Genomic DNA, 14,461 nt, shown 5'->3' on the forward strand with positions numbered 1-14,461 from the left:
AAGGTGCCGGCAGGCGGATGAGGGGCTGATGTCGGCAATCTCCCAGGCTGAAAATGTCGCAGCCCTATCGCCCTCACCTACAGCGCCACACCAGTCCCACGATCGAAAATGTGCACCTGGTCGCTGGCGATACTGGCCTCGAACACGGCGCCGTAGCGGGCGGGATATTCGCCGTCGACGATCGCCGTTACCTGCTGCCCGGCAAGGTCGAAGACCACATGGGTCTGGGCGCCCGTCGGTTCCACCAGCATGGTTCGGCCGGCAAGCGGTGTGCCGCCCGATATGCCGGGAACCAGATGTTCGGGGCGCAGGCCGATGGTGACGGCCTGACCTGATTTGACCTTGCGGTCGGGCGCGATGCGGATCGCCGTGCCGTCTTCGAGGCGGGCGGCGGGTTCGCCGTTTTCACCGTCCACTGTGCCCTCCAGCATATTCATCGCCGGCGATCCGATGAAGGCGGCGACGAAGAGATTGGCCGGCTTCCGATAGAGTTCGAGCGGTGTTCCCTGCTGCTCCACCTTGCCGTGATTGAGCACAACGATGCGGTCGGCGAGCGTCATCGCCTCGATCTGGTCGTGGGTGACATAGATCGAGGTCGTCCGGACCTTCTGGTGCAGTGTCTTGATCTCCGAGCGCATCTGCACGCGCAGTTTCGCATCAAGGTTGGAGAGCGGCTCATCGAACAGGAAGACGGCCGGGTTGCGGACGATGGCGCGGCCCATGGCGACGCGCTGGCGCTGGCCGCCGGAAAGCTGGGCGGGCTTGCGGTCGAGCAGCTTGGCGAGGTCGAGCATACGGGCGGCTTCAGTGACGCGGGCCTCGATCTCCGCTTTGGCAACGCCGGCGAGCTTCAGATTGAAACCCATGTTTTCGGCGACGGTCATGTGCGGATAGAGCGCATAGGACTGGAAGACCATGGCGATGTTGCGCTCGCGCGGCGTCATGGCGTTGACGACATTGCCGCCGATGGCGATCTCGCCGTCGGTAATCTCCTCGAGGCCGGCGATCATTCGCAGCAGCGTCGATTTTCCGCAGCCGGACGGCCCGACCAAGGCGACGAATTCGCCGTCCTCGATATGCAGCGAGATGCCATGGATGACGTCGACGGCGCCATAGGTCTTGCGGATGTCGTTCAATTCAACGGATGCCATGCTTGCACTCCAATGGTTCGGCTCAGGACTTCACCGCGCCGGCGGTCAATCCGGCGATGATGTGTCTCTGGGCGACGAAGAAGACGATGATGGTGGGAAGGATGGTCAGCGTGATGAAGGCCAGCACCAACTGCCATTCCGTGCCGAATTCGCCGCGATAGACCATGATGCCGAGCGGCCAGGGATATTTGGATTCCGAGTTCAGCATGATCAGCGGCAGGATGTAGCTGTTCCAACTGCCGACGAAGGAAATGATGCTGACCGTGGCGACGATCGGCCGGGAGAGCGGCAGCGAGATATGCCAGAAGAACCTGAGATAACCGCAACCGTCGACGAAGGCCGCCTGAAACAATTCTTCCGGAAGATTGCGGAAATAGTTCCTGAACAAAAGAATGCTCATGCCGAGGCCGAAGGCGACCTGTGGCAGCACCACACCCCAATAGGTATTGAGCAGGCCGAGATCACGAATGCGGATGAACAGCGGCAGGATCGCGGTGGCGGCCGGAAACATCAGGCCGAGCAGGAAATAATTGAGCAGGAAGGACGAGCCGAAGAAGCGGACATGGGCAAAGGCGAAGGCCGCCATCGACGAGACGATCAGCGTCAAGAGCACGGTCAGCGCCGCAATGACGAGCGAATTGCCGATCTGCAGCCAATAGCGCTCGCCGAAGAGGATGTCGGTGTAGTTCGCCCATTGCCATTCGGTCGGCAGGCCGAAGGGATTGGTGCGGAGATCCCCCAGCGTCTTGAAGCCGCCGAGCGCCGTCGTCAGCAGCGGCACCAGTACGATCGCGGCGATCAGGCTCAGCGATACGTAGAGATAGATGCGGGTGGATGTCCTCATGCGGATGGAAGAGCTCATATCAGTCATGGCGCATGAAGATCCTTTTGTAACCGAAGGCGAGTGTCACGCAGATGATGAACAGCACCACGCCGACGGCGCTGCCCAGACCCACCTGCATGCGCATGACACCGTAGGTATAGAGGAAGGTGACCATCGTCTGCGTCGAGTTCGACGGCCCGCCGCCGGTCAGCGGCATGATCATGTCGAAGAGCTGCAGGGAGCCGACGACGGCGAAGAAGATTGAAAGGCGCAGGGTGGAGCCGAGGAGCGGCAGCGTGACGTAGCGGAATTTCTGCCAGCCGGTGGCGCCGTCGATCTCGGCCGCCTCCAGCACGCTCTTGTCGACCGATTGCAGGCCGGCGATGAACAGCATCATGTGGAAGCCGAAATACTTCCAGACGATAACCCCGAGGATGGCATAGATCGCCACGTCCTTGTCGGCGAGCACATAAGGATTGGCGAAGCCGAAGAAGTTGGAAACGGCGGCAAACAGGCCGTAGTCGCCGTCATAGACGAAGCGCCAGATGAGGCCTGCGGCAACATCCGCCAGCACATAGGGCAGGAAGAAGATCAGGCGGTAAGCGACGACACCGGGAATGCGGTGCGCCAGCATGGTGGCCAGCCAGATGGCGAGCGGCACCTGGATGCAGATCGAGATGATGATGATCAGGCCGTTATTGACCAGCGCCTGGGTAAACGCCGCGTTGCGGAACAGGACCTGGAAATTGCGGAGTGCGATGAACTCCGTCGGCGTGCCGTAACCGTTCCACTTATAGAGGCTGTACCAGGCCGCCTCGCCCATCGGCATGATCACGAAGAGCGTGAAGAGCAGCAGCGCCGGCGGCAGAAACAGCAACAGCACCGTCAGCCGGTCGTGGGCGACCGAGCTCTTCCGGTTTGCGGCTCGTCTTGCCGGCCTTGCGGCGCTCGGTGTCGATAAGACTGAGATATTGGCCATGGTTCCTGCTTTCGCATTTCGTCGGCAGCGATGCCGGCGCTCCCGATTGGCAGGAGCGCCGGATGGTTCTGCGGCGCTGGTTATTGTTCCAGTTCGAAAGCGTCCTGGATCATCTGGGCGCCGTCCTTGGAGTTCATCTGTCCGGAGACGATTTCCACCGAGACGTCGTTGACGACACGGCCGACGGCCGCACCGAGATCCTGGTCGAAGAAGTTCTGATGCCAGGTCGAACCGGCAAGCTGTTTGGCCGATTCGGCCAGCAGCGGATTGACGACGCCGTCATCGGCGCCGACGGCAACAGGCAGGAGCATGCCTGATTTGGCCATTGCGCGCTCGTTTTCCGCATTCGTCAGGAAAGCGAGGAAATCGATCGCTTCCTTGGAGGCGTTCTTGGTGAGCGCCCAGCCGTTCAGGCCGCCGAGCGTATCGGTCGGCTTGCCGGCGCCGCCTTCGACCGTCGGGAAGACGAAACGGCCGATATTGTCGGATGAAAGCCCCTTGCCGTCCCCGGCATTCTTGCGCTGGTTGGCCTCGGTCGCTTCAAAGCCGAGAATCATTGCCGCCTTGCCGTCGCCGAAAACGCCGAGCGTCTGTGGCCAGGTCGTGCCGAGATAGCCCGGCTGGAACGGTTCGAGCTTGCCGAGCTCGGCGAGATCTTCTCCGGCCTTGATGATGGCCGGATCGAGGAAGCCTTCGCCCTCGCCCTTCTTGGCCGCATCGAAGACCTTCTGGCCGCCCTCACGCATGACGAGATAGCTCCAGTAGAAGTGGATCGGCCATTTCTCGCCCCCGCCGCCGGCGATCGGTACGATACCGGCCGCCTTGATCTTCTTCACCGCCTCAAGAAAATCAGCCCAGGTCTTGATGTCCTCGGCCTTGACCCCGGCCTTGGCAAACAAGGCCTTGTTATAGAAGAAGCTGACCAGGCCGACCTTGTAGGGGATCGCCCAGGTTTTGCCGTCGAAGGTCAGGCCGTCGACCGAGGCCGGCGTATAGGCCTTGCGCAGCTTGCCGCCATCAGCATCGAGGGCTGCCGTCACATCCTGCAGCGCGCCGGTCTCGGACTGCTGCTTCAGGACGCCACCGCCCCAGCTGAAAAAGAAATCCGGTACGTCGTCGGACTGCAGCAGCGTGGGAAGCTTGGCCTTGAAGGCCTCGTTTTCGAGAAACTGCATCTGGATGTCGACGTCGGGATGCTGAGCTTCGTATTTCTTGACGATTTCTTCCCAGGCGGCGACGTTCTTCGGATCGGTTTCAAGATGCAGCCACTTGACCACCGTCGTCGCCGAGGCGGCCCCTGCTCCGGCCAGCAACATGCCGGCTGCCGCGGCCACGGATACGATGCGCCTGCCGCCGAAAGCGGCGTTCTTCAGCATGAAATTCATGATTTTCCTCCCAGGGGACCTATCCTCACAATTTTTCCCCTATGCGGATTAATTCAACGGACCTCGCGCCGGATGTCAACCCGATACGTTAATTTTTACCAAATTCGCTTGACAGCCCTGCGGAGTTGCCTGCTATTTAATTCGTAACCCGTTATAAATGTTGGCTTCCGCCCAACCAAACGACTGCCGGCACATTTTCATGAAGACTGCAGATCCAGAATTGATGCGCGCGATCAATCGCTTGAACGTGCTCGACACCATCAGGCGCCATGGTCCGATCTCGCGCATCGAAATCAGCGAGCGGACCGAACTTTCGACGACAACCGTCTCGGCCATCACCGCCTCGCTGCTCGATGACGGGCTCATCCTGCCGCGGCATGAAGGCGATATCCGCAATGAGGCGGTGCGTGGCCGGCCGCGCGTGGCGCTGGAGCTCAATCCCGACGCCGCCCGCGTCGTGGGTGGCAAGATCGCCGCCAGCCGCATGGTGTTCGTCGTCACCAATTTTCGCGGCGACGTGCTGTCGAAGCTGGCTTTGCCGATCCGCATCGACCGGCAGCCGATCGGCGTCATTGCCGATCTGGTCGAGGACGGGGTCAGGCGCTGCGTCGTCGATGCCGGCCTGTCGCTGGAAGATGTCGACAGCATCTGCCTCGGCTTTCCCGGCGTCGTCGAGCACCGCACCGGCTACATCAGAAGCAGCCCGATCTTTCGCGACACCAATGTCGATTTCGCCGCCGAGATGTCGACGCGGCTGTCGACGCCGACCATCGTCGAGAGCGACGCCCATGCCATCACGCTCGGCCATCACTGGTTCGGAAGAGCCAGGGATCTCGAGGATATGGTGTTGATTTCGCTGGAACAGACGCTGGGGCTTGGCGTGTTGCACGGCAACCGCCTGTTCCGCGGCGCCGGCGGCCTCAGCCATAATCTCGGCGACCTCGTGCTCGGCATGGGACCGAACGGCATCGTGCGGCTTTTCAGCCAGGCCGGCGAAAGCGCGATCCTCGGCGAACAGCAGGCCGATGGGCGTTTTGCCGAAGCGATCCGCCTCGGGCGCGGCATGACCCATGCCCAAGCTCTGATCAAGGCTGATGACGATCGGCTGATCGGCGCTGCCATGCGCGCCGGCGAGGCAGTCGGCTTGACCATCGCCAACATCGTCACGCTGTTTGCGCCGCCGCGCGTCATTCTGGTCGGCTCCAGCCTGGCGCTCGGCGAACCGTTTTTGAACAGCCTGCGCGACGCCTATGCGCTCGCCATCCCGCCCTCGCTGAAGGGGGTCAGCGAACTCGTCTTCGACGATTCGAGCGATGATTTCTGGGCGCAGGGTGCCGCAGCCGTGGCGCTCTACGAACTCTACGAATCACCCTGGAGCACCACAGGGCCGGCGCTCTGAGGAGCGCGCACTCAAGATCAATGGAGGAATTCATGGACAAGGTCGGTATCGGCATCATCGGATGCGGTAATATTTCGGGCGCCTATCTCACAGCGATGGCATCCTTCCCAATTCTCGACATTCGCGGCGTCGCCGATCTCAACCGGGAACTGGCAGAGGCAAAAGCTGCCGAATTCAACATGCCCGTCAAATCCGTCGAAGAGCTTTTCGCCGATCCCAAGGTCGAGATCATCGTCAATCTGACCATCCCGAAGGCCCATGTCGCCGTGGCGATGCAGGCGCTGGAGGCCGGCAAACATACCTATTCGGAAAAGCCGCTCGGGATTAATTTCGCGGAAGGGAAAAAATTGGCCGAGGCGGCGCGCGGCCGAAATCTGCGCATCGGCGCGGCGCCTGACACCTTCCTCGGCGGCGGCCACCAGACGGCCCGGGCCTTGATCGACCAGGGCGTCATCGGCCAGCCGGTCGGGGGCTCGGCAAGCTTCATGTGCCCAGGCCATGAGCGCTGGCATCCGAATCCGGCCTTCTATTACGAAGTCGGCGGTGGGCCGATGCTCGACATGGGTCCCTATTACATCACCGATCTCGTCAATCTTCTCGGGCCGGTATCCCAGGTCGCCGGCTTTGCGACGACGCCGCGGGCCGAACGGCTGATTACCAGCGAGCCGCGCAACGGCGAGCGCATTCCTGTGCATGTACCGACCCATGTCGCCGGCATGATGGCTTTTGCCAACGGCGCCGTCGTCCAGATCGCCATGAGCTTCGATGTCGCCGGCCACAAGCATGTGCCGCTCGAAGTCTACGGAACCGAGGGCACGCTCATCGTGCCCGACCCCAACAAGTTTGCCGGCCCGGTCGAATATATGAAGAAGGGCGGTGCCTTCGAGGACCAGCCGGTCACCGCGCCCTATGCCGAAGGCAATTTCCGCTCGCTCGGCGTCGCCGACATGGCGCATGCGATCCGCTCCAACCGTCCGCACCGCGCCAACGGCGACCTGGCGCTGCATGTGCTCGAAATCATGGAAGCCTTCCACATAGCGTCCGAGACCGGCCGGACGGTGACGATATCAACGGCGGTCGAACGCCCTGCCCCCTTGTCCGATTCGATCGTCGACGGACGGCTGGCGAAATAATTTCAGGAGGAAAGAGAATGCGTGAAGCACTGATCGTCTGGGGTGGCTGGAGCGGGCATGAGCCGCAGGAATGCGCCGAAATCATCAAGATCATGCTCGAGGAAGACGGCTTCAAGGTCTATCTCGAACACGGCACCGAGGCGCTCGCCGACCCTTCGGTCCACGATCTCAGCCTCGTGGTGCCGATCATGACGATGTCGAAGATCGAAAAGGAAGAGGTCAAGAACCTCGCCGCCGCAATCGAAAGCGGTGTCGGTATCGCCGGCTATCACGGTGGCGCGGGCGATGCCTTCCGCGACTCCGTCGACTACCAATTCATCATCGGCGGCCAGTGGGTGGCCCATCCCGGCAACATCATCGACTATACCGTCAACATCACCCGACCCGACGATCCGCTGATGGAGGGGATTGCCGATTTCCCCTATAGGTCAGAGCAATATTACATGCATGTCGACCCCTCGAACGAGGTGCTGGCGACGACCCGGTTTACCGGCGAACACGCCTACTGGATCGACGGCGTCGTCATGCCCGTCGTCTGGAAGCGCAAATACGGCAAGGGCCGCGTCTTCTACTCCTCACTTGGCCACCAGGCCAAGGAGTTCGAGGTGCCGGAGATGAAGACGATCTTCCGGCGCGGTGCGAATTGGGCGGCGCGGTGAGACGAAGTTGAAAACCCCTCCCCAACCCCTCCCCACAAGGGGGAGGGACTAAGCTGCGGTGTCCGGTAGTGACCTAAAAGAAGATGTCGTGCCGGGCTGTTACCGTTCTACGATTGCTACGGCAGAGGTTATGTGAAGCGGTGCGGCATCTTAGCCCCTCCCCCTTGTGGGGAGGGGTTGGGGAGGGGTCTTGGCGATCTCAGCGCAGAATCAACGCCGTACCATAAAGTCCTAATGCAAACACCGTATGCGCCAGCAGATTGAAACACCGGACCTTCATCGGCTTCGGATGCTTGGACGCAGCCCAGCCGAGGCCGAGGCCCGGCTGCAGCAGGAACCACCCTGCCCCGACTGTGATGATGCCGAAAATCCAGGCGGGAAGAAATGTCGGGGCTGCCAACCATCCCTCTCCCATGATGAGCGCGAAGATCACGCCATAGAGAATGCCGACGGCGTAGTGGCTGAACCAGCCGAGTGCTAATTCACCAGCATAGGGCTCGGCATCGGCGATGTTCTCATGAAAGACCTTGCCGCGGCCGAGATGCCAGAACCAGCGGCCGACCGGCGCCCAGTTCGGCGGCGTCTGGCCGAAGACCTTCGTGAGCACGATCGCCCAGAGGTCCATGAGGATGGTTGCGCCGGCGCCGATCGCCAGACCGCGCCATAAGATATCGAACATCGGGAATCACCGGAGAGCGTTGTGATAGAAGAAGCGCCAGAGAACCATTGCGGACGCGCTTGCGCAATGGTTTCGGCAAGACATTCGCGGAGACATTGCGGCCAAGAGGCGCCCTCGACGGGGCCGTTGCTCCATCATCCGCAAAAAGGCATCGGTGCGGCCGCAAATTGATGCTTTTCGCAGGTAGCGTTATTCCCTACTCACAGTCTCGAACGGCAATGAGAGGCGAACGGCAATGACACTGCCATTTTACTGGAACGAATTGGCCAGCGACGACTTCGCCGGCTTGTCTCCCGACACCACCATCGCCGTTCTGCCGATCGCCTCGACCGAGCAGCACGGGCCGCATCTACCTGTCGCTACCGACGTGGCTATCGCCAATGGCATGCTCGTCGAGTTGCGCAAGCAGAAGCCCATCGATCTCGATTGTCTGGTGCTGCCGACACAGGAAATCGGCAAGGCCAATGAACATATCTACGGCCCGGGAACCTTGTCGCTCGGCGCCGAACTGCTCATTCCGGTCTGGACCGCGATCGGCGCAAAGGTTGCCGAAGCCGGCATCCGCAAGATGGTGATCGTCAACTCGCATGGCGGCAATGTCGATATTATGAGCATCGTGGCGCGCGAGCTGCGTGTGCGCTATGCGATGGCCGTCGTCTCCACGCAATGGGGCCGCTTCGGCCACCCCGAGGGTATGATCGGCGAGCATGAGCTGAAATACGGCATCCATGGCGGCGAGGTGGAAACGTCGCTGATGCTGCATTTCCGACCTGATCTGGTGCGGATGGAGAAGGCGCAGAATTTCACCTCCAAGGCGGAATGGATGCGGGAGCAATCGAATTACATTCAGCCGCTGCCGCCGCATTCGCTCGCCTGGATCGCGCACGATCTCAATCCCAACGGCGTGGTCGGCGACGCCTCGCTCGGGACCGCCGAAAAGGGCGAAGCAATTTGCCGCCATCAGGTCAAGGGCTTCATAGAGCTGCTCTATGACCTGAAGCGTTACCCGCTTTCCAATCTCTACTCGAAGTAGGACCTTGTCCCGAGCATTGGCTCACATCGCGGCGGAAGCATAGGCCGGAATGTGACCCTTGGCCTGCAGCTCCTGCACGAGTCCGGCCAGTTCGGCCAGGAGGTACTCGACGAACAGGCTGGTGGCGGAATCGAGCGGCGCGCGGGCGCGGGCAAAGAGCTTCATCGGCTGGTGGCGCGCATGCGGCTCGGCGATCGGCCGGAAGACCAGTTCACCCTGCCGGCATTCAGTGATGACATCGAGCGGGTTCAGGATCGTCAGCCCCGCCCCCGTTCTGACCAGCTTCTTCAGCATCTCCGAGGCATTGGTTTCGAGCACCGGTTCGACATGCACGTCGAGGCGCGCCAGGGCCAGATTAATCACGTCGCGCAGGCTGGTCCCTTGCTGCGCCAGCACGAGGCGCTCCTGGACGATATCGGCCAGGTTGATCGGGCCGGGACCGATCAGATGGTGACCGGGCGGCAGAACCACGCCTATTGGAATGTCGAAATTGCCGAGGGTGCGGATGCCGGGCGTTGCCGGAATATTGAAGCCGAGGCCGATATCCACCTCACCTGAAAGCACCGGGTTGACCGTCATCGTGCCGGCGTCGTTGCGCAATTGCATGAAGACGCGCGGATGCTCCGACTGGAACCGCGCGATGATTTCGGGGAGCGGCCCTGCAGCAAGGCCAACCGTTGTCACCAGCCGCACCTTGCCCGCCTGCTGCATCTTCAGGCTGCGGATGCGCCCCTCCAGCCGCTCGTAATTCTTCAGCACCTCGCGAATATGTTCGATGCAGAGTTCGCCGGCGGCCGTCAGGCGCAGGCCGCGTGGCAGACGCTCGAAGAGCGGCGCGCCCATTTCCTCCTCCAGCGCGAGGATCTGCCGATTGATCGCCGAAGACGCCACGTTCAGCCGTGCCGCCGCCTTGCGGATCGAGCCCGAACGCGCAATCTCGTTGATATAGAGAAGTTTTCTTGAGTGCAGCATCAGAACCCCGTCGCACAAAAATCAGGCACGCAGCGTAAATTAGGCACAAGCTTTCGGTGAGATGCCGAAAAGGCATCATTGCGCACGAAATTTGATGCTTTTCAAAGAGCAAAGCAACGGCTCCTATGAAGAAAATCGAACGTCGCCGCGACGGCTGCGAACTCAGAAGGGGAACGTCGATCATGCCCATGACAAAGAAGAACAGGGTCTTTTCCGCATTGGGCGCGCTTGGCGGCATGATTGCCTCCATCGCGTCCGCTCAGGCGGCCGACAAGGTCACCTATGGCACCAACTGGCTGGCGCAGGCCGAGCATGGCGGCTTCTACCAGGCGGTCGCCGACGGTACCTATGCCAAACACGGCCTTGACGTCACCATCGTCCAGGGCGGCCCGAACGCCGCCAACAGCGCGCTTCTGATCTCCGGCAAAATCGATTTCTACATGGGTGGACCGCAGGGCGAGATTTCGGCCGTCGAGCAGGGTATTCCGCTCGTCGATGTCGCGGCGATCTTCCAGAAGGATCCGCAGGTGCTGATCGCACATCCCGATGCCGGCATCGAGAAATTCGAAGATCTCGCGAAGCTCAAGACGCTGTTCCTCGGCAAGGACGGCTATCTCACCTATTTCGAGTGGATGAAGGCGAACTTCAAAGGCTTCAGGGACGAGCAGTACAAGCCGTATAATTTCAGCCCGGCGCCCTTCCTTGCCGACAAGGATTCGGCGCAGCAGGGCTACCTTACCTCGGAACCCTACGAGATCCAGAAGCAGGCCGGATTCGAACCGAAAGTCTTCCTGCTCGCAGACAACGGCTACTCTCCCTATTCGACGATGATCACCACCACGCAAGCGATGATCGACAGTAAGCCGGATGTCGTCCAGCGCTTCGTCGATGCCTCGATCGAAGGCTGGTACCACTATCTCTATGGCGACAACGCGAAGGCCAATGAGCTGATCAAGAAGGACAATCCCGAAATGACGGATGGTCAGATCGCCTATTCCATCGCCAAGATGAAGGAGTACGGCATCATCGAATCCGGCGACAGTCTCGACAAGGGCATCGGCTGCCTGACCGAGGGGCATTACAAGGCCTTCTTCGACGAAATGGTAGCGATCAAGGTGTTCAAGCCGGAGACGGATTACACCAAGGCGTTTACGACAAAATTCGTCTGCAAGGGCACCGGAATGGCGATGAAGAAATAAGCTACCAACGCCGCCTGTGGTCCGCCGCCAACACGGCGGATCATTCCCCTGCATGAACGAGACAGGCAATGCCCCCAGCAGAAGCTCAGGCCCTATCACCGAAAGAAGCGCGCAAGCGGCCGCTGGTCGTCATGCAATCGGTCTCGAAAGTCTTCTCCAGCGGAACCGTGGCCCTTTCGAATATGTCGCTGACCGTGGAAAGCGGTGAGTTCATCAGTCTGCTCGGTCCGTCCGGCTGCGGTAAATCCACGGCGCTGCGCATCATTGCCGGCCTCGGCAATGTCTCCTCGGGCGCGATCGACTGGCCAAGTTCGCGCATCAACTCCAAGGGTCTCCCCGAGGGCGATATCAGCTTCGTCTTTCAGGAGCCGACGCTGATGCCCTGGAAGACCGTGTTCGATAATGTCCATCTGCCGCTGAAGCTGAAACATGTTTCGAAGGCTGCGGCGCACGATCGGATACTGGAGACGCTGAGCACCGTCGGGCTTCAGGATTTCGCCAGCGCCTATCCGCGCGAACTCTCCGGCGGCATGAAGATGCGTGTGTCGATCGCCCGGGCGCTCGTGACCAGGCCGAAGCTCCTGCTGATGGATGAGCCCTTCGCGGCGCTTGATGAGATCACCCGCCAGAGGCTGAACGACGACGTGCTGCGGCTCTGGAAGGTGACCGGCATCACCGTCATCTTCGTCACTCATTCGGTCTTCGAATCCGCCTATCTCTCGAACCGCATCGTCGTGATGAAGGCAAGACCTGGGCGCGTTCATGCCGATCTGCCGCTGACGACCAGCCTTGAACGCGATGCTCATTACCGCACTTCGGAAGAATACCGCAGAGCTTGCGAGACGGTCTCGCATTCGCTGATCGGGGCGATCAACGCGGTGGAGGACCATCGATGAGTGACGAACCGGCCGAAGCGCCGCTGGTTTTCAAAACTATGGCAAGCGCCAAGGGCCGCGATCTGGCGCTGCGCATCTTGATCCCCCTGCTGGTGATCGCGGCGCTGATCCTGATCTGGTCTGCCTATGTCAGACTGTCCGGCGTGCCGCCCTATATCCTGCCGGGCCCTGCGGCGGTCGCCAGTGCCCTCGTGACCGACTGGGGCACGCTTGCCCCTGCCCTCTGGGTCACCACCAAGATCACCCTGATGTCGCTGATGCTGGCGCTTGTCGGCGGCGTCGGTTTTGCGATCTTCCTCGTGCAGTCGCGCTGGATCGAACTCGCCTTCTATCCGCTCGCGGTCATTCTTCAGGTCACGCCGATCGTGGCGATCTCGCCGCTGATCCTGATCTATGCGCCGTCGACGCAGGTGGCGCTGCTGATCTGCGCCTTCCTGGTAGCGTTTTTCCCGATCCTTTCGAATATGGTGCAGGGGCTGAAAAGCGTCGACCATAATCTCATCAACCTGTTCGAGCTCTACGGCGCCTCGCGCTGGCAGACGCTGCTCTTTCTCAAGCTGCCGGCCGCCCAACCCTATTTCATGACGGGTCTCAGGATCGGCGGCGGCCTGGCGCTGATTGCCGCCGTCGTCGCGGAATTTGCCGCGGGCTCGGCGGGCGCCGGCTCCGGTCTCGCCTTCCGGCTCCTCGAAGCGCAGTATCGCCTCAATATTCCGCGCCTCTTTGCGGCGCTGCTGATGCTCTCGCTGCTCGGCGTGGCGATCTTCGCCGTCACCTCCTTCATTTCGTGGCTTGCCCTGCACCGCTGGCACGAAAGCAGCCTGAAACGGGAAAACTGATGACCTATTCCTTCATCTCCCCGCCCAATGCCGGCCGCTTCGTGCTGAGCAACGCAACCCTGCCTGCCGCTGCCGTCGCCGGTTATGAGGCGCCTGTTGTCGAGGGGCTCGTCCGAGCCGATATCGTCATCGCCGACGGCGTGATTTCCGCCCTGCTGCCGGCCGGCGGAGCGCCCGTAGAATTGGCGAAGTCCGACCTGAAGGAGGGCATGGTCTGGCCCTGCTTCGCAGACATGCACACGCACCTCGACAAGGGCCACATCTGGCCGCGCAACGCCAATCCGGACGGCACATTCCCGGGAGCGCTGGAGGCCGTGCGCGCAGACCGCGAGGCAAACTGGTCGGCCGCCGACGTCAAGAAGCGCATGGAGTTTTCCCTTCGATCTGCCTACGCACACGGCACCAGCCTCATTCGAACCCATCTCGATTCCCTTGCGCCGCAGCACCGCATTTCATTCGAAGTCTTTGCCGAAATGCGCGATGTCTGGAAGGACAGAATCGCTTTACAGGCGGTGGCGCTGTTTCCGATGGAAAACATGGCGGACGCGGCCTATTTCGCCGATCTCGTCACTGTGGTCCGCGAAAAGGGCGGGCTGATCGGCGGCGTCACCCGGATGAGCGGCGATCTCGACAGCCAGCTCGACATGTTGTTCAGAGCTGCGGCCGAGAACGGCCTCGATGTCGATCTTCATGTCGACGAGACCGACGATCCGGCTGCGGAAACCCTCAAGGCAATTGCCCAAGCCGTCCTGCGCAACCGCTTCGGCGGCAAGGTAACGGCCGGCCATTGCTGCTCGCTCGCCCGCCAGGACGAGGAGACGGCAAAACGCACGGTCGATCTTGTCGCAGAGGCCGGTGTCGCCATCGTCTCACTGCCGATGTGCAACACGTATCTGCAGGACCGCTATCCCGGTCGCACACCGCGCTGGCGCGGCGTCACCCTGTTCAAGGAGCTGGCCGCGGCCGGCGTTGCAACCGCGGTCGCCTCCGACAATACCCGCGATCCCTTCTATGCTTATGGCGATCTGGATGCGGTGGAGGTGTTCCGCGAGGCGGTCCGCATCCTGCACCTCGACCATCCGCTGAATACGGCTGCGCGTGTCGTCACCACCTCGCCGGCCGATATTCTCGGCCGGCCGGATATGGGGCGCATCGCCGTCGGCGCATCGGCCGATCTCGTTCTCTTCAGCGCCAGGCGCTGGAGCGAATTTCTTTCCCGTCCGCAGTCCGACCGCGTCGTCCTTCGTCGCGGCAAGGTGATCGACCGCAGCCTGCCGGACTATCGTGAACTCGACAGCGTCGTTGGAGCCTGAC

14 protein-coding genes are annotated in these 14,461 nt (G+C 61.4%); 8 read left to right on the top strand and 6 right to left on the bottom strand.

The window, feature by feature from the left end; genetic code table 11:
- Window positions 1-77: 77 nt before the first annotated feature.
- From GGD53_RS13675 to GGD53_RS13690, 4 genes are all read right to left on the bottom strand, one after another.
- Window positions 78-1,151, bottom strand: coding sequence for an ABC transporter ATP-binding protein (locus tag GGD53_RS13675; RefSeq protein ID WP_184456790.1), 1,074 nt, complete (start codon window positions 1,149-1,151; stop codon window positions 78-80).
- A gap of 22 nt (window positions 1,152-1,173) precedes the next feature.
- On the bottom strand, window positions 1,174-2,022 hold the full coding sequence (locus tag GGD53_RS13680) for a carbohydrate ABC transporter permease (protein ID WP_184456792.1): 849 nt from the start codon (window positions 2,020-2,022) through the stop codon (window positions 1,174-1,176).
- On the bottom strand, window positions 2,015-2,953 hold the full coding sequence (locus GGD53_RS13685) for a carbohydrate ABC transporter permease (protein WP_184456795.1): 939 nt from the start codon (window positions 2,951-2,953) through the stop codon (window positions 2,015-2,017). The genes GGD53_RS13680 and GGD53_RS13685 overlap by 8 nt, the downstream gene beginning before the upstream one ends.
- 80 nt (window positions 2,954-3,033) lie before the next feature.
- Window positions 3,034-4,338, bottom strand: coding sequence for an ABC transporter substrate-binding protein (locus GGD53_RS13690; RefSeq protein WP_184456797.1), 1,305 nt, complete (start codon window positions 4,336-4,338; stop codon window positions 3,034-3,036).
- A gap of 199 nt (window positions 4,339-4,537) precedes the next feature.
- Here GGD53_RS13690 and GGD53_RS13695 point away from each other — a divergent pair, with 199 nt between their 5' ends.
- Genes GGD53_RS13695 through GGD53_RS13705 form a run of 3 tightly spaced genes read left to right on the top strand, consistent with a single transcriptional unit; the run spans window position 4,538 to window position 7,529 of the window.
- Window positions 4,538-5,737, top strand: coding sequence for an ROK family transcriptional regulator (locus tag GGD53_RS13695; RefSeq protein WP_184456799.1), 1,200 nt, complete (start codon window positions 4,538-4,540; stop codon window positions 5,735-5,737).
- A gap of 32 nt (window positions 5,738-5,769) precedes the next feature.
- Entirely contained in the window at window positions 5,770-6,870 is a 1,101-nt protein-coding gene (locus GGD53_RS13700) for a Gfo/Idh/MocA family protein (protein ID WP_184456801.1), read from the top strand.
- 17 nt (window positions 6,871-6,887) lie between these two features.
- Window positions 6,888-7,529 carry a ThuA domain-containing protein gene (locus tag GGD53_RS13705; protein ID WP_184456803.1) on the top strand — a complete coding sequence of 214 codons (642 nt, stop codon included), beginning with the start codon at window positions 6,888-6,890 and terminating at the stop codon, window positions 7,527-7,529.
- 199 nt (window positions 7,530-7,728) lie between these two features.
- On the opposite strand, the gene GGD53_RS13710 is transcribed toward GGD53_RS13705, so the two are convergent.
- Window positions 7,729-8,208, bottom strand: a complete 480-nt coding sequence (locus tag GGD53_RS13710; protein WP_184456805.1) for a DUF2938 domain-containing protein — start codon at window positions 8,206-8,208, stop codon at window positions 7,729-7,731.
- Window positions 8,209-8,443: 235 nt separating this feature from the next.
- Here GGD53_RS13710 and GGD53_RS13715 point away from each other — a divergent pair, with 235 nt between their 5' ends.
- On the top strand, window positions 8,444-9,241 hold the full coding sequence (locus GGD53_RS13715) for a creatininase family protein (protein WP_184456807.1): 798 nt from the start codon (window positions 8,444-8,446) through the stop codon (window positions 9,239-9,241).
- 21 nt (window positions 9,242-9,262) lie between these two features.
- Here GGD53_RS13715 and GGD53_RS13720 read toward each other — a convergent pair whose 3' ends face one another.
- Complete coding sequence (locus GGD53_RS13720) at window positions 9,263-10,213, bottom strand: LysR family transcriptional regulator (RefSeq protein WP_184456809.1); 951 nt, start codon at window positions 10,211-10,213, stop codon at window positions 9,263-9,265.
- 182 nt (window positions 10,214-10,395) lie between these two features.
- Between GGD53_RS13720 and GGD53_RS13725 the strand changes: the two genes are divergently transcribed.
- The 4 genes from GGD53_RS13725 to GGD53_RS13740 all read left to right on the top strand — a co-directional run bounded on the left by GGD53_RS13725 (window position 10,396) and on the right by GGD53_RS13740 (window position 14,460).
- A complete protein-coding gene (locus GGD53_RS13725) occupies window positions 10,396-11,412 on the top strand; it encodes an ABC transporter substrate-binding protein (protein WP_184456811.1) in 1,017 nt (338 codons plus the stop codon).
- Window positions 11,413-11,480: 68 nt separating this feature from the next.
- A complete protein-coding gene (locus GGD53_RS13730) occupies window positions 11,481-12,308 on the top strand; it encodes an ABC transporter ATP-binding protein (RefSeq protein WP_184456813.1) in 828 nt (275 codons plus the stop codon).
- Window positions 12,305-13,147, top strand: a complete 843-nt coding sequence (locus tag GGD53_RS13735; protein ID WP_184456815.1) for an ABC transporter permease — start codon at window positions 12,305-12,307, stop codon at window positions 13,145-13,147. The genes GGD53_RS13730 and GGD53_RS13735 overlap by 4 nt, the downstream gene beginning before the upstream one ends.
- The gene (locus tag GGD53_RS13740; RefSeq protein ID WP_184456817.1) at window positions 13,147-14,460 is read left to right on the top strand and encodes a cytosine deaminase; all 1,314 of its coding nucleotides are present in this window, start codon (window positions 13,147-13,149) and stop codon (window positions 14,458-14,460) included. The genes GGD53_RS13735 and GGD53_RS13740 overlap by 1 nt, the downstream gene beginning before the upstream one ends.
- Window position 14,461 lies beyond the last annotated feature (1 nt).

The organism is Rhizobium aethiopicum (genome assembly GCF_014197535.1).
Taxonomy (GTDB): domain Bacteria; phylum Pseudomonadota; class Alphaproteobacteria; order Rhizobiales; family Rhizobiaceae; genus Rhizobium; species Rhizobium aethiopicum_A.

Excerpts from the sequence above, each read along its gene's own strand:
- GGD53_RS13675 (WP_184456790.1), bottom strand. The coding sequence starts at position 1,151 with ATGGCATCCGTTGAATTGAACGACATCCGCAAGACCTATGGCGCCGTC.
- GGD53_RS13680 (WP_184456792.1), bottom strand. The coding sequence starts at position 2,022 with ATGACTGATATGAGCTCTTCCATCCGCATGAGGACATCCACCCGCATC.
- GGD53_RS13685 (WP_184456795.1), bottom strand. The coding sequence starts at position 2,953 with ATGGCCAATATCTCAGTCTTATCGACACCGAGCGCCGCAAGGCCGGCA.
- GGD53_RS13690 (WP_184456797.1), bottom strand. The coding sequence starts at position 4,338 with ATGAATTTCATGCTGAAGAACGCCGCTTTCGGCGGCAGGCGCATCGTA.
- GGD53_RS13695 (WP_184456799.1), top strand. The coding sequence starts at position 4,538 with ATGAAGACTGCAGATCCAGAATTGATGCGCGCGATCAATCGCTTGAAC.
- GGD53_RS13700 (WP_184456801.1), top strand. The coding sequence starts at position 5,770 with ATGGACAAGGTCGGTATCGGCATCATCGGATGCGGTAATATTTCGGGC.
- GGD53_RS13705 (WP_184456803.1), top strand. The coding sequence starts at position 6,888 with ATGCGTGAAGCACTGATCGTCTGGGGTGGCTGGAGCGGGCATGAGCCG.
- GGD53_RS13710 (WP_184456805.1), bottom strand. The coding sequence starts at position 8,208 with ATGTTCGATATCTTATGGCGCGGTCTGGCGATCGGCGCCGGCGCAACC.
- GGD53_RS13715 (WP_184456807.1), top strand. The coding sequence starts at position 8,444 with ATGACACTGCCATTTTACTGGAACGAATTGGCCAGCGACGACTTCGCC.
- GGD53_RS13720 (WP_184456809.1), bottom strand. The coding sequence starts at position 10,213 with ATGCTGCACTCAAGAAAACTTCTCTATATCAACGAGATTGCGCGTTCG.
- GGD53_RS13725 (WP_184456811.1), top strand. The coding sequence starts at position 10,396 with ATGCCCATGACAAAGAAGAACAGGGTCTTTTCCGCATTGGGCGCGCTT.
- GGD53_RS13730 (WP_184456813.1), top strand. The coding sequence starts at position 11,481 with ATGCCCCCAGCAGAAGCTCAGGCCCTATCACCGAAAGAAGCGCGCAAG.
- GGD53_RS13735 (WP_184456815.1), top strand. The coding sequence starts at position 12,305 with ATGAGTGACGAACCGGCCGAAGCGCCGCTGGTTTTCAAAACTATGGCA.
- GGD53_RS13740 (WP_184456817.1), top strand. The coding sequence starts at position 13,147 with ATGACCTATTCCTTCATCTCCCCGCCCAATGCCGGCCGCTTCGTGCTG.